A 24,019-nucleotide genomic window follows, 5' to 3' on the forward strand; every position below is an offset into this window, starting at 1 on the left:
ACTGCTACACGGGAAGGAAATCTCTGGTGTAAAACGTTTACCAGGGAATAAATTTATTGATGGCGCAAATACCGCTGAAAAATTGTACATCCTGATCGCACATGATATTAAACACCTGCGCCCACAGCAACAGGCATACTACCACCACGATGCCGAGAACGACCCATCGAAATTTTTTCACTCCACTCTCCGATCTTACATCTTATGTCGCTAAATTATCATGAGTTACTTAAACCAGGAGTAACTGTAGCGGCATTATATGTTTTTAGGAATGATTCACTTGTTTCAATCAATGTACACGCTACTCTTATTCTAACTAAAAAAGAAAAGAGGTAGTAATGCGTTTGATCATTCGCGCAATTGTATTGTTTGCCCTGGTGTGGATAGGCCTGCTGATGAGCGGCTATGGCATCCTGGTGGGAAGTAAAGTGAACGCTGCGGGGCTGGGTTTACAGTGCCATTACCTGACCGCACGCGGCACCAGCACGGCGCAATATCTCCATACCAACAGCGGCATTATTGGCTTTTCCGACTGTCCCATTTTCAGAAAAATCGCCACCGTGGTGGATAATGGCTAAGCGGCAATAAATAATTTCACAGTGAAACTATCACCAATAATTCTCCTATATTGGCTGTTGTTCATAAGTACTGTTAAATAATATTTTAATAACCGTTAAATAAGCCGACAGATATTATCTACTTTTACGATTTCATCCCACCCGATGTTATAAAAAAAGCAGCTACATTTTTCGTAGCTGCTTTTTTTTAACGTCATGCTAATAACGTTGCTTAGAAGGGATAATCGTTGTAACCCATTTGTTCAGAAATTTTACGCGCGGCGGCGTGTAACATAGCCACATATTCCTGTAGGCGTTCTTCTGAAAAACGCAGCGTCGGGAACGAAATGCTTAACCCTGCGATGACTACGCCAAAACGGTCAAATACCGGTACGCCGATACAACGTAACCCTTCTTCCTGTTCTTCGTTATCTTCACCGTAGCCTTGCGCACGCACTTCATCCAACAGCGGCAGCAACGCTTCAGTGCTGGTAATCGTGCGTCCAGTGCTTTGCTTATACTCTACGCCGTCGAGAATCTGCTTAACCTCATCACGGTCGCGCCAGGCCAGAAGCACTTTACCGATGGCCGTACTGTACAGCGGATTACGACGCCCAATACGTGAGTACATCCGCAGATTGTACATAGAGTCAATTTTATGGATATAGACAATGCTGTCTTCATCCAGCGCGCCAAGATGGATAGTTTCTTTTGTCAGACGAGACAGTTCGCGCATCTGAATGTCCGCACTGCGGATGAGATCAACATTTTGCAACGCTCGCGCGCCCAGCTCAAACAGCTTTAGCGTCAGAGAGTATTTTTCAGACTCCCCCTCCTGAGCCACGTAGCCCAGCGTTTTCATGGTTTGCAAAAAGCGATAAACGGTGCTTTTCGACATCATGACGCGCTGCGATAGCTCGGTAATCCCTATTTCACGCTCTTCACCCAGCGCCTGCAGAATGCCGAAAACTTTCAGCACAGAAGATACAGAATCAGGCTGCTTATCCAGATCTGCGTTTGCCATTTATCACCTCATTACGAGCGTTTTATAAAATTCAGAACGAGTTTTTATTATAATTTCACGCCAGGTCGCCCGCAATCCATCTTTGCTTACTTCGTTACAAATCTGCGACATAACAACTCAGTATTAATGCTAACATTATTATTCAGCTCATAATTCCCCTTATTACAAAATACTTATGGAAAAAACACGGGCCGATGGCCTGCCCCTCCCGCAGAGATACGGCGCTATCCTGACGATTATTATCGGTATTTCGATGGCGGTTCTGGATGGCGCAATCGCTAATGTCGCACTGCCAACCATTGCGACTGATTTACATGCCTCCCCTGCCAGCTCTATCTGGATTGTCAATGCGTACCAAATCGCCATTGTCGTCTCACTGCTTTCCCTGTCTTTTTTAGGCGACATGTTTGGTTATCACCGGATCTATAAATGTGGTTTAGTGGTATTTCTGCTTTCATCATTGTTTTGCGCGCTTTCAGACTCGCTGCAGATGCTGACGCTGGCGCGCATCGCGCAGGGATTTGGCGGCGCGGCGCTAATGAGCGTAAACACGGCGCTGATTCGTCTTATCTACCCCCAGCGTCATCTGGGACGAGGTATGGGAATTAACTCTTTTATCGTCGCAGTCTCTTCCGCCGCGGGTCCGACGATCGCCGCGGCGATTTTATCCATCTCATCATGGAAATGGCTGTTTCTGATTAATGTCCCGTTAGGTATCATCGCGTTAATTCTGGCCATCCGCTTTTTACCAGCAAACATCGCCCATGACACTAAGCCGCGCTTTGACTTACCGAGCGCGGTAATGAATGCGCTCACATTTGGCCTGCTGATTACCGCATTGAGCGGATTTGCCCAGGGACAGTCGCTAACGTTGATTGGCGCAGAGCTGCTCGTTCTGGTCGTGGTCGGGTTTTTCTTCGTGCGCCGCCAGCTTTCTTTGCCCGTCCCTTTGTTACCCATCGACTTGTTACGAATTCCGCTTTTTTCACTCTCGATCGGCACGTCAATTTGCTCGTTCTGCGCGCAAATGTTAGCCATGGTCTCGCTACCTTTTTATCTGCAAACCGTGCTGGGCCGTAGCGAAGTAGAAACCGGCCTGTTATTGACGCCCTGGCCGCTGGCAACGATGGTGATGGCGCCGCTGGCGGGATACCTGATAGAACGTCTTCATGCCGGTTTGCTAGGGGCGCTGGGAATGGTGATAATGGCAGCCGGGTTGTTTGCGCTGGTCATGTTGCCAGCCTCCCCCTCCGATCTGAATATTATCTGGCCAATGATCCTTTGTGGCGCAGGGTTTGGCCTGTTCCAGTCGCCGAATAATCACACCATTATCACTTCCGCGCCGCGTGAGCGCAGCGGTGGCGCCAGCGGGATGCTGGGCACGGCGCGACTGTTAGGCCAAAGTACTGGCGCCGCGCTGGTAGCGCTGATGTTGAACCAGTTTGGCGATAGCGGTACGCATCTTTCGCTGCTTGCGGCGGCGATCCTGGCGACTCTCGCGGCGGTGGTGAGCGGTTTACGTATTACGCAACCACGCGTTCAGGCGTAAAAAAAGCGCGTCATTCGACGCGCTTTTCATACTTGCCAGTGGGCTTATTATTTCAGGTACTCGCCGCTACGCAGCGCTTCGATGCGTTTATCCAGCGGTGGGTGCGTCATAAACAGCTCGCTTAACGATTTCGATTTACCGTTAATACAAAACGCCATCATGCTGGTCGCTTCTTGCGGCTCGTAGCTGGTTTTCAGGCGCTGCAACGCGGCAATCATTTTTTCACGGCCTACCAGCTTCGCCGATCCCGCATCGGCATGAAACTCACGGTAACGGGAGAACCACATGGTGATGATGCTCGCCAGAATACCGAAGACCAGTTCCAGCACCGTCGCAACGGCGAAATAGATTAGCGGATTACCGTTACTTCCTTCGCCTTCATCGCGGTTGCCGCCCAGAAAACCAGCAGCAATTTGCGCGATAATGCGCGAAATAAAGATAACGAAGGTGTTAACCACCCCCTGAATCAACGTCATCGTCACCATATCGCCATTGGCAATATGGCTGATTTCATGCGCAATGACGGCTTCCGCTTCGTCAGGGCTCATGTTTTGCAACAAACCGGTGCTCACAGCGACCAATGAGGCGTCACGGCGTGCGCCCGTCGCAAACGCGTTAATGTCCGGCGCATGGTAGATAGCAACCTGCGGCATGGCGATACCGGCCTGGCGCGCTTGCGTTGCTACGGTGTTCATCAACCAGCGTTCTCTTTCATTGCGAGGCTGTTCAATAACTTCCCCTCCTACGGATTTTAACGCCATCCATTTGGACATCAGCAATGAAATAAAAGAACCGCCAAAACCAAACAGCAGCGCCATGATCAGCAAGCCTTGCACGCTGCTCGACTGTATCCCTGTCAGGCTCAGAACCAGCCCGAAAACGACCATCACGGCCAGGTTCGTCAGCAGGAAGAGCGCGATTCGCATCATAATTTTCTTTTAACCTCAATTTAACAAAGCGCACTATGCGATTACCCACATCGTATGGGTCTTATGGCTATTTTCAAGCATCACCAGGCGGTAAGTCACGAGAAAAACACAACTTTACATTTTGTAGCATTATCCTGACGACTTCTGCGCTTGTTAAAAAAAAACAGGCACAATTTTTTGTGCCTGTTTAGCGTTACTTATTGGCTGCCGCCTGCTCCGCTGGTTTTTCTTTTTCAAGATGCGCCAGGTCCAGAGCAATCTTCACCGTTTCATCAAGGTACGGGTCCGGCTCCTGGTAATCCTTTGGCAGATCGTCCAGTTTCTTCAGCAACGGTTTACCCTCACGTTTAAACCGATCGTTAATACGCGCCAGACGCAGAGCGTCTTCTTCATTGTTCTCTTTCTCACGCTGCGCATAATTCAGAGAGACGATGTTGCGCTTATCCTTCATGGCATTGAAACGTGCAATATCCTTCATGATGTACTGAAACTCAGGATCTTTGGCGATACGCGCGTTGTGTTCTTTCAATAATTCCGGGCCAAACGGGGCCAAATCGTCCGATTTCACGTATTTCGCCGCATCAATGCTATCCCACGGCAAGGCGTTATCTTCAAATTTTTCTCCGGTTTCCGTCTCTTCATTGCCAGTCGGCATGATGATATCCGGCGTGACCCCTTTACGCTGCGTACTACCGCCGTTGACACGGTAAAACTTCTGAATGGTGTACTGCACCGAACCCAGCGCAGGCCATTCCGGGCGAAGCATCTGATCGTAAATTCGGTTTAGCGAACGATATTGCTGTACCGTCCCTTTACCGAAGGTCGGCTCACCGACAATCAGCGCGCGACCATAATCCTGCATCGCGGCAGCAAAGATTTCCGATGCCGAGGCACTGAAACGATCGACCAGCACCACCAGCGGGCCTTTGTAGTAGACCACGCCGTCGGTGTCGCTATCCTCACGCACTTTGCCGTTATTGTCGCGCACCTGAACTATCGGACCAGAAGGGATAAACAGACCGGAAAGCGAAACGGCTTCCGTCAGCGCCCCACCGCCGTTTGAACGCAGATCGATAACGATGCTGTTAACGTTCTGTTTTTCCAGCTTCTGAAGCTGAACTTTGACATCATCGGTCAAGCCAACATAGAAGCCTGGAATATCCAGTACGCCAACTTTTTCCTTGCCGACGGTTTTCACCGACATTTTAACCGCGCGATCTTCAAGACGAATCCGTTCACGCGTCAGCGTGATAATACGCGTTTTCGTCCCTTTGCCAGCCGGCAGTATTTCCAGTCGAACCTTGCTGCCTTTTGGCCCTTTGATCAGCGCCACCACATCGTCAAGACGCCAGCCAATGACGTCGACCATCGGTTTTCCAGCTTGCCCTACGCCGACGATACGATCGCCGACGCTAATCGACTTGCTCTTCGCTGCCGGGCCGCCGGCAACCAATGAGTTAATGACAGTATAATCGTCATCCATTTGCAGCACCGCGCCGATACCTTCCAGAGACAGGCTCATTTCGGTATTAAACTGCTCGGTATTGCGGGGAGAAAGATAATTTGTATGTGGGTCGATTTCACGCGCAAAAGCGGTCATCGCCAGCGAGAACACATCTTCACTGTTGGTCTGCGCCAGGCGACGAATAGCGAATTTGTAGCGACGCGTTAGCGTTTCGCGAATTTCTTTGTCGCTCTTGCCGGTGAGTTTCAGACTGAGCTCATCGAATTTCACTTTACCATCCCACAGCGCATTTAGCTCAGCCTCATCTTTAGGCCAGGGCGCTTTACTGCGGTCCAGGTTAAACGTATCGTTTCCGGTGAAATCCATTGGCCGTTCCAGCACTTTTAGCGCGTACTGGTAACGTTCAAACCGGCGCTTTTGCGCCAGGTTATAAAGATCGTAAAAAACATCCAGCTTACCCGTGCGCAGCTCATCGCCCAACACGGTTTTCTTTTTCGCAAACTGCTCGACATCGCTCGCCAACAAAACGTTGTGGCTATAGTCGAGAAGATTCAGATAGCGATCAAAAATCTTTGCCGAAAATGCCTCATCCAGATCGAACTGGCGATAGTGGGAGCGGGTAAAACGCGACGTTACTCGCTCGCTCACCGTCGCATGTTGCGTCTCTTCCTTTAGTACGGGAATTTGATCGGCACGCGTAATATCTTCCACGGCGAAGGACTGGCCTGCTAATGCAAGCAGGCCAGCTAACGCGGTAAGCCTAAAAAAAGTGTTCATGCCAGGCCTGGCCTCCGTTTCAGAACACCAGGTGTTCTGCGCGTACAATCAAAGACATACCCGAATTCAGCTGTACACGGACACCATCTTTGGTGATTTCTAATACGGTGGCATCCATCGCATTATTACCCGCTTTCACCTTGAGGGACTGCCCTACGGTCAATACTGAAATATCAGAAACCGGCGTGTGCTTCTCTTCGCGAGGCGCACGCGGCGCTTTCGTCGTCGGTTTATCAGCGCGAGGTTTACGTTCAGCGCCTTCTTTACGACGCGCTACCGGGCGAGGTTTACGCTCGCGTCGCGGCGCGTCTTCTTTTTCGCCAGCCGCCGCGGCAGCTTCGCGTTTTTTCGCTTGCTGCTCTGCGCGCTGCGCCTGAACACGGGCTTTGGCTTCTTCAAGCTGCTTACGCGCATGTTCGACATGCTGTTCTTCCAGCTCGCCGCACGGATTGCCATCAAGGTCGACGCGCGTTGCGCCCGGCTTAACGCCGTACAGGTAACGCCAGCTTGAAGTATAAAGACGTAAAGCGGAACGAAGTTGCGTTTTGCTGAGGTTCATTTCGCCCCCAACTCGCTCTACCAGATCCTGAAAAATACCAATTTTCAGCGGGCGAGCTTCGCCTTCCGCACTAAAACAGTGAGGAAAACGCTCGGCCAGAAACGCGATAACTTCTTTACTGCTATTCAACTTAGGTTGATTTTCCATGAAATTTCCTGATTACAACGGACGTAGCCAACAAGCAGCAGGCATGAACAGGCGTCATTATAATGACGCCATCAGTAATTGCTACGTTATCCGTTGATTATCCTGCGACGCTCGCAAAGAATTTTTTGTAATCCGTCGTTGCAAGCACGGTTTCAAGCTGTGCGACCAGCGTACGCAGGCCGTGTTCATCTTCTTCGGTAAAACGGCCAAACGCCGTGCTATCTATATCCAGCACGCCGATAATCCGTTCGCCAACCGTGACAGGCAGCACAATTTCGGCGTTGCTGGCGGCATCACAGGCAATATGGCCGTCAAACGCATGAACATCATCAATACGTTGAACCTTATTCTGCGCTACCGCTGCGCCGCACACGCCGCGACCAACCGGAATCCGCACACAGGCGATTCGCCCCTGAAACGGCCCCAACACCAGCGTATCGCCTTCGAGGAGATAAAACCCTGCCCAGTTCACCTCGGTAAGACGTTCGAACAGTAGCGCGCTGGTATTCGCCAGCGTGGCCAGAAAGCTGGTTTCACCTGCCATTAACGACTGAAAATCGCGGTTTAACGCCGCGTATAGTTCTGTTTTGCTCATTATATAATCACTTCGTGGTCTTACTCCTAAACACAGGCTATTAAAATAAGCATTAAATGCGTTCTTGCTCAAGATTATTCCTGTCATGAGTTAAGATTACATTATTCTAACACTTTGATTCACGATACATGGCTCTGAACACCTCACACGTCACGCCAACAAAAAAGCTAACGATCAGGTCAATTAGCGAAGCGCTGCCGCGCAGCCACTACCAGCGCTGCCCTGAATGCGACATGCTGTTCAGCTTGCCGGAGATGAGCGCTCATCAAAGCGCTTATTGTCCTCGTTGCCAGGCTAAAATTCGCGATGGGCGCGACTGGTCGCTGACGCGGCTGACCGCGATGGCGGTAACCATGCTGCTATTGATGCCGTTTGCCTGGAGTGAACCGCTACTCCATATCTACCTGTTGGGCGTACGCATTGATGCCAATGTGATGCACGGCATCTGGCAAATGACGCAGCAGGGCGATCCGTTAACCGCCGCAATGGTGCTCTTTTGCGTGGTGGGCGCGCCGCTTATTCTGGTTTTTTCAATTGCTTATCTGTGGTTTGGCAGCCTCCTCGGCATGAATCTGCGTCCAGTCCTGCTGATGCTGGAAAAACTGAAAGAGTGGGTGATGCTGGACATCTATCTGGTCGGTATTGGCGTTGCCTCTATCAAAGTGCAGGACTATGCCTTTCTGCAGCCGGGCATCGGGCTTTTAGCGTTCGTCTCGTTGGTGGTTCTTAGCATTCTGACTATGATTCATCTGAATGTGGAGCAACTATGGGAACGATTTTATCCGCAGCGCCCTGCTCAACGTGCGGACGAAAGATTGCGCGTCTGTCTTGGCTGCCACTTTAGCGGCTATCCGGATGCGAAAGGACGCTGCCCGCGTTGTCATATTCCGCTACGGTTACGCAGAAAACAGAGCATACAGAAGTGTTGGGCGGCCTTGCTGGCGTCTATTGTCTTTTTGCTGCCGGCAAACCTGCTGCCTATCTCGGTAATCTACATTAATGGCGGGCGTCAGGAAGATACTATCCTGTCGGGCATTATGTCGCTTGCCAGCAGCAATATCGCCGTCGCCGCCGTCGTTTTTATCGCCAGTATTTTGGTGCCGTTTACCAAAGTCATCGTGATGTTTACGCTACTGTTGAGTATCCATTTTAAATGCGAACAGGGACTGCGGACGCGAATTCTGTTGCTGCGTCTGGTGACATGGATAGGCCGCTGGTCGATGCTGGATCTTTTCGTTATCTCGTTAACCATGTCTCTGATTAATCGCGATCAGATTCTGGCTTTTACTATGGGACCGGCTGCGTTTTATTTCGGCGCAGCGGTAATTTTGACTATTCTTGCAGTGGAATGGCTGGATAGCCGCTTACTTTGGGATGCACATGAGTCAGGAAACGCCCGCTTCGAAGACTGAAGCGCAAATTAAAACTAAACGCCGTATTTCACCTTTCTGGCTGCTACCGCTTATCGCGCTAATGATCGCAGGGTGGCTGGTATGGGATAGCTACCAGGATCGCGGCAATAGCGTGACTATCGATTTTATGTCGGCGGACGGTATCGTACCGGGCCGGACTCCCGTGCGTTATCAGGGAGTAGAAGTCGGCACCGTGGAAGATGTCAGTCTGAGCAAAGATCTGCGCAAAATTGAAGTTCGCGTCAGTATCAAATCAGATATGGAAGATGCGTTGCGCGAAGAGACGCAATTCTGGCTGGTGACGCCCAAAGCCTCGCTGGCGGGCGTTTCCGGCCTGGATGCGTTGGTCGGCGGGAATTACATCGGTATGATGCCAGGTAAAGGCAAGCCCAGAGATCATTTCGTCGCCCTGGATACACAGCCTAAATACCGGCTTAGCAACGGCGATCTGATGATTCATCTCCATGCGCCGGATCTCGGTTCGCTTAATAGCGGTTCACTGGTCTATTTCCGTAAAATCCCTGTCGGACGGGTGTATGACTATTCGATTAACCCTAACAAACAGGGCGTGACGATTGACGTTCTGATTGAGCGACGGTTTACCGATCTGGTGAAAAAAGGCAGCCGTTTCTGGAATGTCTCCGGCATTGACGCCGATCTAAGCCTGAGCGGCGCGAAGGTGAAACTGGAGAGCCTCGCAGCCCTGGTCAATGGCGCGATTGCGTTTGATTCGCCGGACAATTCCAAACCCGCCGCCCAGGATGACACGTTCGGCTTATATAAAGATTTAGCCCACAGCCAACGAGGGGTAATCGTTAAACTTGAGCTGCCCAGCGGAGACGGTCTGAAGGCGGAATCTACGCCGCTCATGTACCAGGGACTGGAGGTGGGTGAGCTTTCTAAACTGACGCTCAACCCTGGCGGTAAAGTCACCGGAGAGATGACCGTCGATCCCAGCGTTGTTCCGCTGATGCGGGAAAATACGCGTATTGAGTTACGCAATCCCAAACTGTCGCTAAGTGACGCGAATATCAGTTCGTTGTTAACCGGAAAAACCTTCGAGCTGGTGCCGGGCGACGGCGAACCGCGCAGTGAATTTGTGGTGGTGCCGGGTGAAAAAGCCCTGCTGCATGAGGCGAATGCCTTAACCCTGACGCTGACGGCCCCGGAAAGTTACGGCATCGAACCGGGCCAGCCGTTAATTTTACATGGTGTAAAAATTGGCCAGGTCATTGAGCGCAACTTATCCAGTAAAGGCGTGTCATTCACCGTCGCGATTGAACCGCAGCACCGGGATTTGGTACAGGGCGACAGTAAATTCGTGGTCAACAGCCGGGTGGATGTCAAAGTCGGCCTTGACGGCGTAGAGTTCCTCGGCGCCAGCGCCAGCGAGTGGATTGACGGCGGAATTCGTATTTTACCCGGTACGAGCGGGAAGATGAAATCCACCTACCCGCTCTATGCTAACCTGGAAAAAGCGCTGGAAAATAGCCTCAGTGACTTACCGACTACCACCTTAACGCTGACGGCCGAAACGTTGCCGGATGTCCAGGCAGGTTCCGTCGTGCTGTATCGAAAATTTGAAGTAGGCGAAGTCATCACCGTTCGCCCACGCGCCAATACCTTTGACATCGACCTGCATATTAAGCCGGAGTATCGCCACCTGTTAACCAGCAATAGCGTGTTCTGGGCGGAAGGCGGCGCGAAGGTGCAACTTAACGGCAGCGGCCTAACGGTACAGGCCTCGCCACTCTCCCGCGCGCTGAAAGGGGCCATTAGTTTTGATAACCTGAGCGGCGCCAGCGCCAGTCGGCGCAAAGGCGATAAACGCATTCTTTATGCTTCAGAAACTTCCGCCCGCGCGGTAGGCGGACAAATTACGCTGCACGCGTTCGACGCTGGAAAATTGGCGGAAGGGATGCCAATTCGTTACCTCGGTATTGATATCGGCCAGATCCAGACGCTGGAATTGATCACCGCACGTAATGAAGTGCAGGCAAAAGCCGTCCTTTATCCGGAGTACGTACAGACATTTGCCCGCGCCGGGACACGTTTTTCCGTTATTACGCCACAAATTTCCGCGGCGGGCGTCGAGCATCTGGATACGATTCTCCAGCCCTATATTAACGTTGAGCCAGGACGCGGCGCGGCGCGGCGCGACTTTGAACTGCAGGAAGCCACGATTACCGACTCACGCTATCTGGATGGGTTAAGCATCGTCGTGGAGGCGCCAGAAGCAGGCTCGCTTAATATTGGCACACCCGTCCTGTTCCGCGGTATCGAAGTGGGAACCGTCACCGGAATGTCCCTGGGGTCGCTCTCCGATCGCGTGATGATCACCTTGCGCATCAGTAAGCGTTACCAATATCTGGTGCGTAATAACTCCGTATTCTGGCTTGCCTCCGGCTATAGTCTCGACTTTGGTCTGACAGGCGGCGTGGTGAAAACGGGGACATTCAATCAGTTCATCCGTGGCGGTATCGCCTTCGCTACTCCACCAGGTACGCCTCTGGCGCCAAAAGCGCAAGCCGGTAAGCATTTCCTGTTACAAGAGAGCGAACCGAAAGAGTGGCGTGAATGGGGTACCGCTCTGCCACGTTAAACACCCGGCTCCGGCGTACTCGCGCCGGAGCGTTTTATGCTACACTGCGCGCCTGTTTTTTTGCCGGCGATACACCTGTGGCTCAACACGCTGTCTATTTTCCTGACGCTTTTCTGACGCAAATGCGTGAAGCAATGCCTTCCACGCTCTCTTTTGATGAATTTATTTCGGCCTGCCAACGCCCGTTGCGCCGCAGTATACGCATCAATACGCTTAAAATATCCGTGGCTGATTTCCTTGCCCTAATCGCGCCCTACGGCTGGTCGCTCACGCCAATTCCGTGGTGTCATGAAGGATTCTGGATCGAGCGCGATGATGAAGAGGCATTGCCGCTTGGCAGTACCGCTGAGCATTTAAGCGGCCTGTTTTACATTCAGGAGGCCAGTTCGATGCTGCCGGTCGCGGCCCTGTTCGCCGATGATAATCATCCGCAGCGGGTTATGGATATGGCAGCGGCGCCTGGCTCCAAAACCACGCAGATCGCTGCCCGCATGGGGAACCGCGGCGCCATTCTGGCCAACGAATTTTCGGCCAGCCGCGTCAAAGTTCTGCACGCTAATATCAGCCGATGTGGAATCGCCAATACCGCACTGACGCATTTCGATGGCCGCGTATTTGGCGCTGCGTTACCGGAGATGTTTGACGCTATCCTGCTGGATGCGCCCTGCTCTGGCGAAGGCGTAGTACGTAAAGATCCTGATGCGCTAAAAAACTGGTCGCCAGAAAGCAATCTGGATATCGCGGCTACACAGCGGGAACTGCTCGACAGCGCTTTTCATGCTTTGCGACCCGGCGGCACTCTGGTCTACTCCACCTGCACGTTAAATCGCCAGGAAAACGAAGAGGTCTGCCTCTGGCTAAAAGAGACCTACGCCGACGCCGTTGAATTTTTGCCGCTGGATGATCTGTTTCCTGACGCTGACCGCGCCCTCACCCCGGAAGGCTTCCTGCACGTCTTCCCACAAATTTACGACTGCGAAGGATTCTTCGTCGCACGTCTGCGTAAAATATCATCCCTTCCAGCCATGCCCGCGCCGGGGTATAAAGTGGGGACGTTTCCTTTTACCCCCCTCAAAGGCCGCGAAGCATTACACGTTACCCAGGCGGCCAACGCCGTCGGACTGCTATGGGATGAAAATCTCCATCTTTGGCAGCGTGAAAAAGAGGTCTGGCTGTTCCCGGCAGAGATTGAATCACTGATCGGAAAAGTCCGTTTTTCCCGGCTCGGCATTAAACTGGCCGAAAGTCATAATAAAGGCTATCGCTGGCAACATGAGGCGACGATAGCCCTTGCCTGCCCGACTCATGCTCACGCGTTCGAACTCTCTGCGCAAGAGGCGGAGGAGTGGTATCGCGGTCGGGATATTTATCCGCAAACACCCCCTGCCGCTGATGATGTCCTGGTGACGTTCCAGCGTCAGCCGCTTGGTCTGGCAAAACGTATCGGCTCAAGAATAAAGAACAGTTACCCGCGTGAACTGGTACGTGATGGCAAACTCTTTACTGGTAATAGTTAAAAGGCGCACAAAAAAACCGCACTTTTTGACTGGCGCTTTTGCGTACGTTGACTACGCTGAAAAATGGACGGCTAAACTGGTCGTACCACAATTAGCGTATTAACGGAGAGCACGATGATGAAAACCAGTGTGCGCATTGGCGCTTTTGAAATCGACGATGCCGAATTACATGGCGAATCGCCGGGGGAGCGAACGTTAACAATCCCCTGTAAATCCGATCCGGATTTATGTATGCAACTGGACGCCTGGGATGCCGAAACCAGCGTTCCCGCCATTCTCAACGGGGAACATTCCGTTTTGTTCCGTACTCATTACGATCCTAAATCTGATGCCTGGGTCATGCGTCTTGCCTGACTCAAAAAGAACCCGTCGCCAGGCGGGTTATTTATTCTTCCTTTTCTCATTTCCCCCCTGCGCTAACCTCTCCTACACTATCGTGTAAAGTAGTTAACATTGAGGATGTAATGTTCGCGCTGGTACTTTTTGTATGTTACCTGGATGGAGGATGCGAGGATATTGTCGTGGACATCTACGATACCGAGCAGCAATGTCTTTATTCGATGGACGATCAACGGATTCGCCATGGCGGCTGTTTTCCGGTAGAGGATTTTATCGACGGCTTCTGGCGACCTGCGCAGCAATATAGCGATTTTTAACCCTGGTCGCTGATACCGCTATTGTATCCGCGCTAACGTCAATTGCCCGCCAAATACCGCGCCCGTATCAATATAGTGTACGTTGGCAAAATCCATGCGCCGACGCAACGGCGTATGGCCAAACCAAAAATGATCGGCACCGCTAATCCCGCCGCGCTTATTTATGAGCCGTTCGCGGCTCCAGAGAACCTGATGTAAATCGACCTTTTTTTGCCATTGATAGGTTGACGCGGGGTAATCAGCATGAGCGATCACATGCGTGCTATGGCGGCAGCGAACTTCCAGTATCCAGGGCAGCCGCTGACAAAGAATAAAAAGCGCTTCAGCTTGCGCAGCGTGTTCAGCCGTCAGGCGGGTAAACCAGTCGCCACCATTCATCAACCACAGCGTCGACTGCGATGAGGCCCGCGCATCCAGCGCCATTTGTTCATGATTGCCGCGAACCGCCGTCATCCAGGACTCACGCAGTAAAGCCAGGCAACCCAGGCTGTCCGGGCCTCTATCAATGAGATCGCCCACAGAAACTAACAAGTCTTGTTGCGGATCAAATCGACACTCACGTAACTTTTTCATTAACATTGAAAAACAGCCGTGGATATCACCGACCACCCAGACATGCCGCCAATTCTTTGCCTCTATTCGCTGATAAATCTCTTCAGGCCGCATCATATTTTTCCTGTCGTTCATTATCCAGGACAGATATAAAAGGATAGCGTGTGCAGATTTTCTTGCTTAGTAAATGTGCTCTGTTGTAAATAGCGAATTTCATCAGTAGCGAGTAAATACTTTGTTATTATCGCAATAAAATATAACTGGCTGCGCCAGGGGAGTGTTATCCCCTGGCGCAGCGAGCTACTCACTATCGCCTGTTCACGTTCAATATTCTCCCTCCTTAAAAGCATGCCAAAAACATAAACCACATATCGACACCACAGGCTTCAGCACACTCTTGAGCTGAGTGAGTTGCAAGGCAAACCAGCGCCAATGCAGGTGTCGTTACCGTGGCGACCATCGCCCCCACAAACAGGAGCAGCATAATTTTTTTTAAAGGCGGCATAACCTCTCCTGACAGTTAACAGACCATTAATCCTTATCGAGACATAATCCGTGCGCGGGTATCATAGACTTAACAACACGCAGCGTTACAAAAAAAGCTGTCTGGTTATGCCGGTATTTAGAGTAATAACAATTATTTTAAGTTTTAAGGGTATCCATTTGATTTTTATATTAAAATAAAGATGACAACGTTTTGTTAAAAGCGTCGCCATAAAAATGAATATATACTTTCAGAAAATCTGCTATTAATTCATATGGTTAATAGCAGTATTGTGTTTGCTATCTTCAGGAGGCATTCTGAAGATACTTATTCGCGATATTTTCTATAGTTAACTGAAATTGTTGTGGCGTCGGCATCGTCCCCTTATTAAACAGCGGCGTAACCTCTTTCATAACGATTTTCTCAGCATACGCTTTAAAAGCCACCTGCTGATTATGATTTATAAACATATGCGGATATTTAATACTCGCTGCAGCAATGAGGGGGACGACAAAAGGATTCGCCCCTGCCCCACCTGGAGTAAATACGCCGTTTTTTATCTCCCCAGGTAGCCCCGCATTCTGCGCAGCCTCTCCTATCTCTTTCAGAAAGGGGGTAATACTGACCCCTTTACTGATGAGCAATTTACAACAGTGATCTTTATTATTACTGTACACGGCTGATAATATGGCTTCGCATGTCTGACGAGCATAGGCCGGATCTTTACTCGCATTACCTTTGATATCCAGGCTATTGAGCTTTTGCAGCATAAAATCTTTAACAGTTTTACTGGTTAATACTGCCCTACCCTCAGAAGCGCTCCCACGATGAAAATGGCTAGTCGGTATGTCTGTTTGCAGATGCAGGCTAAAGCGATCAGACAGACTCGTCGACAGGCTGATAAAGCTATTTCTAACGGCAGTAATACTTTTTGCAAAAACGTCCTTATCCGTTGTTTTTTCTTTTACTGGTTCAACGTCACTTCTATGGATTCTATAGTGCTGGGTGGATAGTGTTATGTTAGTCACGGTAGTTCTCCTTTTGGGTACCTATGCATAGCTACACTTTATTTATATTTCTTGCTTTCAAAAAATAGCCACCTTCGCCACAACCATTTTTATTCATTGATCTGTATAAATTTTATTTTCCTGATGGATTTTGTTCTTCTGTCACTTAGCCTGTTTTTTTTCGGCGCAAGGAGATCGACTTTTATCGAGGAACATTTTTGCCGGGACAATCCTGAACAGGCAAAACATCACTTCAATTCAACTGCTGCGTCACACAAAAACATTCATGAATATTATTATTTATGCTGATGTTGTTACGATTTTGCCCCTATTCAAACACTGACTGTCAGTTATCCTGCCTGCAGGTTAGCCGCTTTTTCAAAACCTATAAAGTCTCCACGCCAAACCTCTCCACCACTGTAATCATTATCTAAATATCAATTAATTAACTGATTTTTATATATTATGACTTTTCATGGCGTTCAGAAAAACTACAAATGAAATGGATTGACTTATCTATTAATGGTCAAAAAAACGCGCTACGAGAAATAATCAGTAACAATTGCAACACTATTCCAATCATAACGTAAACTATATGATACCGGGCGATTATTATTGCTTTTAGGTAACATCTTTGTATGGCTGCTTTTAAGCAACAATACTCTAACACAACATATAACATTATAACTTACAATAGGTTAACAAATGGAATTACAGCTTATGCTTAACCACTTTTTCGAGCGCGTCAGAAAGGATGCAAATTTCAACGCATTTCTAATCGATCTGGAATATAATAATATCGCTTATTACATCTATTTTGTTGCTACCGGTAATGTGAAAATTATCACTCATGCAGGCCACTTCATTTCTATTAAAAGCAATAGAAAGCTGATTAAAGTCAATTCAACACCGAATACGCAATTAATAAAATTGACTTCAGCCAAACACTTTTCGGGGGAGCATTCCTATGAAAAATACTGTACCGATCTGGCAACGGCAGGCGTTTTTAAATGGATTGTGGAATTAAACCAAAAAACTCGACAATACTGGTCGAAAGACAACCAATTATTATATATAGAAAATGTGGTCATGCCGCTTTAACAAGCCAGGGTAATAATAGCGTCAGTCGTGACATCCGGCGTGTTGCGACTGCGGGTTATCCATTTAGAGACCATAATGAGAGTCTGACTGCGAGAGTTACCCTGTGCAGTCCGACCGACGCAGCAACGTTTGACACGATGCTCGACAATAGCATCTCCTGATGCAGGAGAAATGATATTCAAAGCGATATCGACTAAAAGCTCAAAATATTTGCCTGCTATTTATATTCCATCTAATTAATACCCTCCAGGAAGTGTGGCATAATTGCAGAATCTGTCAGGATTCCGGGAACATACCGGAGCGTAATCGAAAAACTATCTGGAGATGTATGAGCAAGGATGAAATCAGTTATCAAATTCTTTACCGGTACTCTCTGGAAAAGCTATACAGTACCCTTACCAGAAGAGTAGATAACGTGCTGTCATTCGCCCTCGTTTTTCTCGGGGTCGGCGTCACCATAAACGTCGGGAATCCCTTTATTCTGGGGCCAGGCATTGTGGGTATCGCCATACTAAAAAGAGTACTCCGCTTCGGCACGCGATCAGCACAGGCCGACCGGCAGTCCCGCGCCTGGCTGAAACTTTTTAATACTCAGCACCGCTTTCCTTCAGATAAAACACTGTTCCTTGCCTTCACATCGCTTGAGCAAGACGCGAGCGAAGCATGGTCCATGCTTATTGGTCCTGCCATCGTCATGACTGAGACCGCCCTCGGAAAAACGCCCATTGAGCCATTGACGGCGTGTGAAAAACTCTGCGCATTTTTGAGTGGCGCGACGAAATCCCAGCCAGCAGCTCGCAATTGACCTGTCTTCTAAACGTCTGTGCCATACCACAGAGATTTAGTACAAAATTAATTACGTTTATGTGGAGTGATCTCCTCCTAATATCGAACTGTATGAGCGCGACATACTGGTGAAGTTAAATCCTGAGCAGACGTGGAATGAGCTGCACCTGTTGATGGGGAATGTGGAGCCGGTGCTGCTGTGCTGGGAAAAGCCTGGGGAGTTCTGCCACCGGCAACTGGTCTCACGGTGGTTCCGGCGTGAGCTGGGGATTTCAATTGAAGAGTACGATCCTCGGGCCACGCCGCAGTTTGATTTGTTCTGAGCCTTTTCGGTTTCAGCGGTGCGCTTCTGCCGATAATTTTGGATGAGTCGGTTTTGGTTAATTATTCGCCTTCAGATGAGGTTGTTATTTCACATAAAATAACAAAAAAAACACGTATAACATTATTTACACATGTACAAGTGAAACATAATCAGAGAAGATACATCATGTTTTATTAATTTACTGCAAATATAAAATTTATGAACATACCATCATCATTATATAAATATACTACGTTTGACAGTGCCACTCGCATTATACAGAATCAGAGTTTCAGATGGTCATCTATCCTCGACTTTAACGATCCATTCGAGTCAAGATTTCACCTCGATGAAAAAAATGAAAACAATGCAATAAGATTAATGGCTATAGCTTCATCAATCACTTGCAAACTGCTAACAGTAAACGACACAAACACTATATATGAACAATTTAAAGAAAAAAGACCGGATAAATATCAAGAACTAGTGAAAGCAAATAACATCATAAACACTTACATTAAATTATTCATTAAAAATAAGACAGTCGATAATTATTTAAATATAGAGAAAGCTATAAGGCGTAGCATGTCAATCTCAGACATAATGGAGAAAACCATATATGGATATAAAGGATTTATCGATGCAACTCATAAAATAATCAAAGAAAAACTCGGTGTTTTATGTTTAAGTAAAATACCGAACAACCATTTAATGTGGTCTCATTACGCACAAAACCATACAGGCATTATGTTCGAAATCGATATAGAAAAACTAAAAGAATGCACTGTAATCGCTAACACACTAAAAAAAATAAAGTACACAGAACAATTCCCTGAGATAACCTTTGAAATCATTAAGGGCATGAATGAGGAGTTATTCCCCGAAGAAGCCAAAAAGCTTTTTGAAGCATTGCTTTTGACAAAGCAAGAAATTTGGAATTATGAAAATGAATACAGATCAATAATACCAATAAAAAATCTTGCTGAAAACGGACTATTCTCTCTCCCGAAAGAATGCTTCAAATCAGTTACACTTGGCTGCGCTATGCAGGAACAGGATAGGAATAAAATATTATGTATGATTCATAATCATTTACCCGAAACTAGTATATTCGAAAATAAAATAAACAAAAGAAATTACAGTTTAGACCATCTTAAAGTCTGACGAAATAGGCAAACATTTGGCAAAGAGCGCCAACCCCTGACGCTCTGTAGTGGTTACTGGGCAGTAGTTGTGCTGGTCGTCTGCTGCTCACACACTCCACCACCTGAATTAATATACCCACCGTTCGATATGACCGCACTGGTTCCCGGTGCCACGGCAACATGCTTCACTGTCGTCCCGTTAAGGCCAGTTGCTTCGGTGTAAGTCGAGCACGCCGATAACGCGCACAGCGAAACCGCTGCGAGTACAGCTAATACGGTTTTTTTCATTTGGATTTCCTCGGTCAGAATTTACAAGATCACTTTTTCGCGATCATCGTCATTACCTTGTGCTCAACAACCTGAACGAACCGGCCACCGGCCCAGCCAGCGATTGAACAGACACTCCCCGCTGTTTCAGCGCTCCAGTTAAAGCGGATGGCAATGAGGATTGCCAGCAGCCCGGCGAACGACGCGACGATCAGTTGCAGAATGACACCAATGACAGTGACATCATCACCCACCAGCACACGAAACGCTGAATGCGCAATAGAGCCAAGCCAGATACAGCCGATCCAGAAGTATGCGGCCCAGGGCCAGTTAAGTTCAGGAAGTTTCATTGTCTGTCCGTTGATGGAAAGCGCCTCGCCCACGGTGTCAGGGTATGTGATATGTAGGTGGCTGATTGGGCGGGCGTGTAATTGAAGTGTGTTCAAAACCAAACCGTTCACATATTGTAAACGAAAAGCATCACTGGTATAATATTCACATAATGTAAACAGGCAGGTTTAACGCATAATGCATGTCATATCAAAAGAGCCTTTTGATGAAGCGGCAAGACGATATCCCAATGACTCGTTAGCCATAAAAGCCCTGTATCGCTTAGTCCGCGAAAAAGATTTCTCTTCTCCGGCAGAGCTACGAACGGTCATACCGAGCCTCGATAACTTTAAGTACCGTAACAAGTGGTGGGTACTGGATGTCGGAGGCAACAACCTGAGGGTGATCGCTTACATCAACTTTATAAACAAACGCTTTTATGTGAAACACATCGCCACTCACGCTGAATATGACAAGCTGACCCGCTATTACAGGGAGAATAAAGAATGATTGCCAACACCGCAAAAGCTATCGAAGCCACAAAGGCGCTGGTCGCCGCCGTTCCTTTCCTGGGTGGCAGCGCGTCAGAGAAAGATTATCGTGATGCGCTGGCGCTGGTTGATTATCTTATCGAAAATGACGATGAAAACCCGCTGATTGACTTCCTGGCAAGCAAAATTGCCGAGTACGAAGATAACAGCAAGCAGTTCGCCGAGTTCAACAAATCTGTTGCTGAAATGCCGGTTGGCGTTGCCCTGCTGCGCACGCTAATTGACCAGTACAAACTCTCATACTCAGATCTTAAAGAAGAAATCGGTTCCAAATCACTGGTAAGTCAGATCCTGTCCGGACAGCGCTCGTTAACGATTACGCACATCAAAGCGCTTTCAGCACGATTTGGCGTGAAACCTGAGTGGTTCTTATAAAACAACGCTTAGCAGTGGAAGCTGCTATTTGCCCTCACTTCCATTGGATGGTTTTGATGTGATCTGCAGAAAAAGATTGCCGCCAGGACATTTTCTGGCGGCGTATTACCTCGCCTGATATCGTTGCGATGCGAAAGTAACCAGATAAAAGGAGAGATAGATCATGAACGATATACCAGTAGATGGCCCGGTTATTCCTTTGAATATCGACGAAGTTAAAAAGGTAGAATTCTCCCCGGAAACAAAATCACTAACATGTTTTTGAAGAAGCATTATCAGGCGTACCTGCCGAATGCTGATATCGCTATCGTCCCTAATGGTATTGACCTGGAGGCCTATCAGAAAAACGTTGTACCACTGCAAAAGTCTGACCTGGGAATAACTCCGGAGAAAAAAACGATTTTCTTTGCAGGCCTTATATCACCGGATAAGGGAGTGACTTTGCTTTTACAGGCGTTCGAACAACTCCTCAAGGAACGCAACGATATAGAGTTAGTTGTCGTTGGTAACTATATGAGTAAAAGTAAAGGTGAAAAAGCAACCTATCAGCGTGAGGTGCGGGAATTAGCAAAACGGCTAAAACCACACTGTCATATGGTTGAAGGTGTAACGCCTGAAGAGATATACAATTACTATTCGTTAGCAGTTCTGGTTGTTATTCCCTTTCAATTCCAGGAACCGTTCTGCATGGTTGCAATTGAAGCAATGGGGCAGGAAAGCCTGTACTGGTCAGTACACGCGGCGGGATGACTGAGCTCGTAAAAGAGGGGGATACCGGCTTCCATTTGCAGGAGCCAATGACCCCGGAGACCATTGCCAGGGACATTAATAAAGCGCTGGCATCCCCTGATTTAAACAATATTGCCTTACATGGACAACGTTGTGTGGAAGAGAAATTCCCGTGAGAAAAAGTAACCCAGCGGTTTGAGGAAGTGGTTAATAACTGGTTTAGATAATTAATGCGCATTAGCTCAAATGTGAGCTGACATATCTATGGCACAGCGCCAAACCTAATCTGGCTGTCCGCCCTGTGCCAGAAGCGGACGCTGAACATGGTGTGTACAGGCCAACAATACGATATATTTTAAAGCTACCTGATTGCAGCTTTCATAAGGCTATGGGTATTCAAATGTAACAAAGCTATAAATCAGGCTTAATTAAATAATGCCTTTGCGAACCTACTTTAGGAAAGTCCGGTAGCGACATTTGAAGTATATAACCCTGTTTTTCATAAAAAGGGAGAGCCTGGAAGCTAAAGGTATCTACAAGTCCATGAACACAGCCTTTCCGCAAACCTTCTTTTTCGGCCATCTCCATAAGTTGACTCCCCAGACCGCGGCTCCTTGCAGATTCACTTACCCAAAGATAGTCGATGCAGAGCCACGGACCTTTTCTGTCAGCAATTAATCCGCCTACCATTTCGCCGCTTTCGTTTCTGCAGTAGACCCCAAGCTGCCCATTTTTACTAAAATCGACGAACTGAGCATTGTAGCTTCTTAATCCGGCTAATAGTTCTTCTTTATCAAATTCAGTAACTTGATGTGTGATTTGAATGTCCATACATATCCAATTGAACAAGTTTGCATTTGGAATATAACGTTATAAATAAGTTAATTAAATGTATCAATAGAAAGTTTATTTTTACTCCTGCGGGACAGGTCACGTCCGCTACTCGCTTAAAGCAAACTGTCAGTTGGAGTCTGAGCTGGTACAATTAATGTGCCACTGGTTAGAAATCAGTAATACGATTTTATCAGGCTGATGCTCTGGCCTGTCAGGATTTGAGGTATCCACCCGGTTTACCAGCACCCTGTATTTGGCACCGGTGGAACCCACTTCCCGATCCAGGATATCCAGTATCCACCGCCGAACCTCTTTCCCCAAAAGATATGAGCAACCTCAAGCGCCTTGTCTGAATGATGACCACGGTATGAAGTTTGATAACGCGTGGAATCAGGGTGTTTGGTACGCTCTCCGTTCAGCAACTGGACGCCCTTCTCCCCAGCCTTTAAGCGTTGAAGATTTGCCAGCGCAGGGTGAAGAGTGTAGGCGAATTATGAAAATCACTTCTGCCGTTTATACTTCGAAAAAGACGTTATCAAAAAGGTGGTTCGCAAGCGCGGAGTCATTAAACCTTTACTTAACGAAATACGCTTTAAGTTGCTTGAATTGCAGCAGAAAGAAAACGACGGCTTGCTGATGCTGGACAAATTAAGCAAGCATGGCATCAATGGACTGATACGCCGTCAATAAAAGGAAGGGTGCATGGACGATCCCGTCACATCACCAATCACAACAGAAGAGCACAAAACAACATTTCACAGCGTAAAGGATAAAACACGATGCCATTTTCAATCAAACACATATGTTCAGGCCCAAAAGGACACTACCCAGAAATCTCCAGACCTATACAGAACAAGCCAGTACCGAGGAATTGCACACTGATCTCAACAACATGCAAAATACAGGAGTATACAGTATTCAGCAGATGTTCCTGCAGTTTTGAAATGCGACCACCCGGTACAGAAGAAAGAACCCCACGACTAAAACTCTCAGCAACGGAGCTCTTATGGCTATCTAAAACAATAGAAACAGAGATGCGCAACACAAAAGAATGAGCCTGTCAGTAATTCTGTGTAACTGCCCAGTTATTAAAGGTGATCGCTCAGGCGGTCACCGAACTCGATAATAAAACGGCTCATCGCCAGCCACCAGTTCTGGATCGGCATACTCCATTTTTTTGACGCATCCTTGATTGCCAGATAAATAACTTTTCGTACTGAGTCATCCGTTGGGAACACCTTGCGTTTCTTAATCGCGGCACGGATCACGCAGTTCAGGGATTCGATTGCGTTTGTCGTGTAGATGGTCTTGCGGATATCCGACGGATAACTGAAGAGCGTATTGAGGTTTTCCCGGTGCGCACGCCAGCTTTTTCTGATTTGCGGATATTTATCGTCCCGGACTTTCGCGAACGCATCTATCGCCATCAGTACCGCCTCTTCGGTCGGGGCCTGATAGACCATCTTCCGGCCGCTGGTGACGGCTTTGTAGTCTTTCCAGGCTACGTATTTCAAGCTGTTACGCACCATATGGATAATGCATAGCTGGATATGGGTTTGCGGGAAGACGCTGTTTATCGCATCCGGGCAGCCCTTCAGACCATCCACACAGGCAATCAGGATGTCCTTAACATCAGGAAGAAGCAGGTCTTCATAGCGGGTGGTGTACCGGGGCGAAAGCATTTCTCGCTTCATAGCCCACTGTTGCGGCATCCCCTGCCCGGCGAAGTACAACGTCCCCCATTCGCCTGGCGCGGTGAATATCA

30 protein-coding genes and 2 pseudogenes are annotated in these 24,019 nt (G+C 48.3%); 17 read left to right on the forward strand and 15 right to left on the reverse strand.

From position 1 onward, the window contains the following. Window positions 1-37 precede the first annotated feature (37 nt). Complete coding sequence (gene mgrB / locus ACH0WD_RS08420; RefSeq protein WP_000714547.1) at window positions 38-181, reverse strand: PhoP/PhoQ regulator MgrB; 144 nt, start codon at window positions 179-181, stop codon at window positions 38-40. 157 nt (window positions 182-338) lie between these two features. Here mgrB and yobH point away from each other — a divergent pair, with 157 nt between their 5' ends. Continuing rightward, entirely contained in the window at window positions 339-578 is a 240-nt protein-coding gene (yobH, locus tag ACH0WD_RS08425; protein ID WP_001236777.1) for an invasion protein YobH, read from the forward strand. Between the two features lie 211 nt (window positions 579-789). Here yobH and kdgR read toward each other — a convergent pair whose 3' ends face one another. Continuing rightward, on the reverse strand, window positions 790-1,581 hold the full coding sequence (gene kdgR / locus ACH0WD_RS08430; RefSeq protein ID WP_001262195.1) for a DNA-binding transcriptional regulator KdgR: 792 nt from the start codon (window positions 1,579-1,581) through the stop codon (window positions 790-792). A 175-nt stretch (window positions 1,582-1,756) separates the two neighbouring features. On the opposite strand from kdgR, the gene ACH0WD_RS08435 reads away from it, so the two are divergent. Then, entirely contained in the window at window positions 1,757-3,130 is a 1,374-nt protein-coding gene (locus ACH0WD_RS08435) for an MFS transporter (protein WP_000416128.1), read from the forward strand. 47 nt (window positions 3,131-3,177) lie between these two features. Here ACH0WD_RS08435 and htpX read toward each other — a convergent pair whose 3' ends face one another. The 4 genes from htpX to ACH0WD_RS08455 form a co-directional block, all read right to left on the reverse strand. Further along, a complete protein-coding gene (gene htpX / locus ACH0WD_RS08440) occupies window positions 3,178-4,059 on the reverse strand; it encodes a protease HtpX (protein WP_000984498.1) in 882 nt (293 codons plus the stop codon). Between the two features lie 193 nt (window positions 4,060-4,252). Beyond that, window positions 4,253-6,301: a carboxy terminal-processing peptidase gene (gene prc, locus ACH0WD_RS08445; RefSeq protein ID WP_001091237.1), complete on the reverse strand. Its 2,049-nt coding sequence runs from the start codon at window positions 6,299-6,301 to the stop codon at window positions 4,253-4,255. Window positions 6,302-6,320: 19 nt separating this feature from the next. Then, on the reverse strand, window positions 6,321-7,007 hold the full coding sequence (gene proQ / locus ACH0WD_RS08450; RefSeq protein ID WP_000431401.1) for an RNA chaperone ProQ: 687 nt from the start codon (window positions 7,005-7,007) through the stop codon (window positions 6,321-6,323). Between the two features lie 97 nt (window positions 7,008-7,104). Then, window positions 7,105-7,602: a GAF domain-containing protein gene (locus ACH0WD_RS08455; protein ID WP_001518229.1), complete on the reverse strand. Its 498-nt coding sequence runs from the start codon at window positions 7,600-7,602 to the stop codon at window positions 7,105-7,107. Between the two features lie 128 nt (window positions 7,603-7,730). Between ACH0WD_RS08455 and yebS the strand changes: the two genes are divergently transcribed. From yebS to ACH0WD_RS08480, 5 genes are all read left to right on the forward strand, one after another. Further along, window positions 7,731-9,014, forward strand: a complete 1,284-nt coding sequence (gene yebS / locus ACH0WD_RS08460; RefSeq protein WP_001207293.1) for a membrane integrity lipid transport subunit YebS — start codon at window positions 7,731-7,733, stop codon at window positions 9,012-9,014. Beyond that, window positions 8,983-11,616 (forward strand): PqiB family protein, encoded by a 2,634-nt coding sequence (locus ACH0WD_RS08465; protein WP_001747692.1) that lies wholly within the window; start codon window positions 8,983-8,985, stop codon window positions 11,614-11,616. The genes yebS and ACH0WD_RS08465 overlap by 32 nt, the downstream gene beginning before the upstream one ends. Before the next feature lie 77 nt (window positions 11,617-11,693). Then, window positions 11,694-13,133, forward strand: a complete 1,440-nt coding sequence (rsmF, locus tag ACH0WD_RS08470) for a 16S rRNA (cytosine(1407)-C(5))-methyltransferase RsmF (protein WP_001747693.1) — start codon at window positions 11,694-11,696, stop codon at window positions 13,131-13,133. 117 nt (window positions 13,134-13,250) lie between these two features. Further along, window positions 13,251-13,487, forward strand: coding sequence for a YebV family protein (locus ACH0WD_RS08475; protein ID WP_024131108.1), 237 nt, complete (start codon window positions 13,251-13,253; stop codon window positions 13,485-13,487). Between the two features lie 110 nt (window positions 13,488-13,597). Next, window positions 13,598-13,789 carry a YebW family protein gene (locus ACH0WD_RS08480; RefSeq protein ID WP_000457838.1) on the forward strand — a complete coding sequence of 64 codons (192 nt, stop codon included), beginning with the start codon at window positions 13,598-13,600 and terminating at the stop codon, window positions 13,787-13,789. A gap of 18 nt (window positions 13,790-13,807) precedes the next feature. Here ACH0WD_RS08480 and pphA read toward each other — a convergent pair whose 3' ends face one another. The 4 genes from pphA to sopE2 all read right to left on the reverse strand — a co-directional run bounded on the left by pphA (window position 13,808) and on the right by sopE2 (window position 15,853). After that, the gene (gene pphA / locus ACH0WD_RS08485; protein WP_000986168.1) at window positions 13,808-14,458 is read right to left on the reverse strand and encodes a protein-serine/threonine phosphatase; all 651 of its coding nucleotides are present in this window, start codon (window positions 14,456-14,458) and stop codon (window positions 13,808-13,810) included. A gap of 17 nt (window positions 14,459-14,475) precedes the next feature. Continuing rightward, entirely contained in the window at window positions 14,476-14,691 is a 216-nt protein-coding gene (locus ACH0WD_RS08490; protein WP_024132346.1) for a hypothetical protein, read from the reverse strand. Continuing rightward, on the reverse strand, window positions 14,682-14,846 hold the full coding sequence (locus ACH0WD_RS08495; RefSeq protein WP_001134851.1) for a hypothetical protein: 165 nt from the start codon (window positions 14,844-14,846) through the stop codon (window positions 14,682-14,684). The genes ACH0WD_RS08490 and ACH0WD_RS08495 overlap by 10 nt, the downstream gene beginning before the upstream one ends. 284 nt (window positions 14,847-15,130) lie before the next feature. Then, window positions 15,131-15,853, reverse strand: coding sequence for an SPI-1 type III secretion system guanine nucleotide exchange factor SopE2 (sopE2, locus tag ACH0WD_RS08500; RefSeq protein WP_000182066.1), 723 nt, complete (start codon window positions 15,851-15,853; stop codon window positions 15,131-15,133). 684 nt (window positions 15,854-16,537) lie between these two features. Between sopE2 and ACH0WD_RS08505 the strand changes: the two genes are divergently transcribed. The 4 genes from ACH0WD_RS08505 to ACH0WD_RS08520 all read left to right on the forward strand — a co-directional run bounded on the left by ACH0WD_RS08505 (window position 16,538) and on the right by ACH0WD_RS08520 (window position 19,187). Further along, the gene (locus ACH0WD_RS08505; RefSeq protein ID WP_000422887.1) at window positions 16,538-16,933 is read left to right on the forward strand and encodes a DUF1398 domain-containing protein; all 396 of its coding nucleotides are present in this window, start codon (window positions 16,538-16,540) and stop codon (window positions 16,931-16,933) included. Between the two features lie 328 nt (window positions 16,934-17,261). Then, window positions 17,262-17,738 carry a hypothetical protein gene (locus tag ACH0WD_RS08510; protein WP_000030944.1) on the forward strand — a complete coding sequence of 159 codons (477 nt, stop codon included), beginning with the start codon at window positions 17,262-17,264 and terminating at the stop codon, window positions 17,736-17,738. Window positions 17,739-17,847: 109 nt separating this feature from the next. Next, window positions 17,848-18,042: a hypothetical protein gene (locus ACH0WD_RS08515; protein WP_023134800.1), complete on the forward strand. Its 195-nt coding sequence runs from the start codon at window positions 17,848-17,850 to the stop codon at window positions 18,040-18,042. Window positions 18,043-18,404: 362 nt separating this feature from the next. Next, window positions 18,405-19,187 (forward strand): DUF2971 domain-containing protein, encoded by a 783-nt coding sequence (locus ACH0WD_RS08520; protein WP_001747695.1) that lies wholly within the window; start codon window positions 18,405-18,407, stop codon window positions 19,185-19,187. A 53-nt stretch (window positions 19,188-19,240) separates the two neighbouring features. On the opposite strand, the gene ACH0WD_RS08525 is transcribed toward ACH0WD_RS08520, so the two are convergent. After that, window positions 19,241-19,456, reverse strand: a complete 216-nt coding sequence (locus ACH0WD_RS08525; RefSeq protein WP_001747696.1) for a hypothetical protein — start codon at window positions 19,454-19,456, stop codon at window positions 19,241-19,243. Window positions 19,457-19,485: 29 nt separating this feature from the next. Further along, complete coding sequence (locus tag ACH0WD_RS08530) at window positions 19,486-19,785, reverse strand: hypothetical protein (RefSeq protein ID WP_000775225.1); 300 nt, start codon at window positions 19,783-19,785, stop codon at window positions 19,486-19,488. Window positions 19,786-19,963: 178 nt separating this feature from the next. On the opposite strand from ACH0WD_RS08530, the gene ACH0WD_RS08535 reads away from it, so the two are divergent. The 4 genes from ACH0WD_RS08535 (at window position 19,964) to ACH0WD_RS08550 (ending at window position 21,596) form a co-directional block, all read left to right on the forward strand. Beyond that, window positions 19,964-20,275 (forward strand): type II toxin-antitoxin system HigB family toxin, encoded by a 312-nt coding sequence (locus ACH0WD_RS08535; protein WP_000558158.1) that lies wholly within the window; start codon window positions 19,964-19,966, stop codon window positions 20,273-20,275. Next, window positions 20,272-20,691: a type II toxin-antitoxin system HigA family antitoxin gene (locus tag ACH0WD_RS08540; protein WP_000561389.1), complete on the forward strand. Its 420-nt coding sequence runs from the start codon at window positions 20,272-20,274 to the stop codon at window positions 20,689-20,691. Before ACH0WD_RS08535 ends, ACH0WD_RS08540 begins: the two co-directional genes overlap by 4 nt. Window positions 20,692-20,946: 255 nt before the next feature. Beyond that, window positions 20,947-21,441, forward strand: coding sequence for a glycosyltransferase (locus tag ACH0WD_RS08545; RefSeq protein ID WP_016419152.1), 495 nt, complete (start codon window positions 20,947-20,949; stop codon window positions 21,439-21,441). Further along, a complete protein-coding gene (locus tag ACH0WD_RS08550) occupies window positions 21,438-21,596 on the forward strand; it encodes a lipopolysaccharide 1,2-N-acetylglucosaminetransferase (protein WP_023165344.1) in 159 nt (52 codons plus the stop codon). The genes ACH0WD_RS08545 and ACH0WD_RS08550 overlap by 4 nt, the downstream gene beginning before the upstream one ends. A gap of 235 nt (window positions 21,597-21,831) precedes the next feature. On the opposite strand, the gene ACH0WD_RS08555 is transcribed toward ACH0WD_RS08550, so the two are convergent. Next, window positions 21,832-22,251 (reverse strand): GNAT family N-acetyltransferase, encoded by a 420-nt coding sequence (locus ACH0WD_RS08555; protein WP_000354404.1) that lies wholly within the window; start codon window positions 22,249-22,251, stop codon window positions 21,832-21,834. 370 nt (window positions 22,252-22,621) lie between these two features. On the opposite strand from ACH0WD_RS08555, the gene ACH0WD_RS08560 reads away from it, so the two are divergent. Together ACH0WD_RS08560 and ACH0WD_RS08565 are read left to right on the forward strand one after the other, a co-directional pair. Further along, window positions 22,622-22,891, forward strand: a complete 270-nt coding sequence (locus ACH0WD_RS08560; protein ID WP_077905753.1) for a hypothetical protein — start codon at window positions 22,622-22,624, stop codon at window positions 22,889-22,891. Window positions 22,892-23,056: 165 nt separating this feature from the next. Continuing rightward, on the forward strand, window positions 23,057-23,197 hold the full coding sequence (locus ACH0WD_RS08565) for a hypothetical protein (RefSeq protein ID WP_000489598.1): 141 nt from the start codon (window positions 23,057-23,059) through the stop codon (window positions 23,195-23,197). A gap of 145 nt (window positions 23,198-23,342) precedes the next feature. Here the strand turns inward: ACH0WD_RS08565 and ACH0WD_RS08570 are convergent. Both ACH0WD_RS08570 and ACH0WD_RS08575 read right to left on the reverse strand, forming a co-directional pair. Further along, window positions 23,343-23,885, reverse strand: a pseudogene (locus tag ACH0WD_RS08570) (IS256 family transposase); the annotation flags it as partial. A 9-nt stretch (window positions 23,886-23,894) separates the two neighbouring features. After that, window positions 23,895-23,993, reverse strand: a pseudogene (locus ACH0WD_RS08575) (DUF4113 domain-containing protein); the annotation flags it as partial. Between the last annotated feature and the right edge of the window lie 26 nt (window positions 23,994-24,019).

Origin of the sequence: Salmonella sp. 2020_1395, assembly GCF_043848115.1 — a bacterium.
GTDB lineage: Bacteria > Pseudomonadota > Gammaproteobacteria > Enterobacterales > Enterobacteriaceae > Salmonella > Salmonella enterica.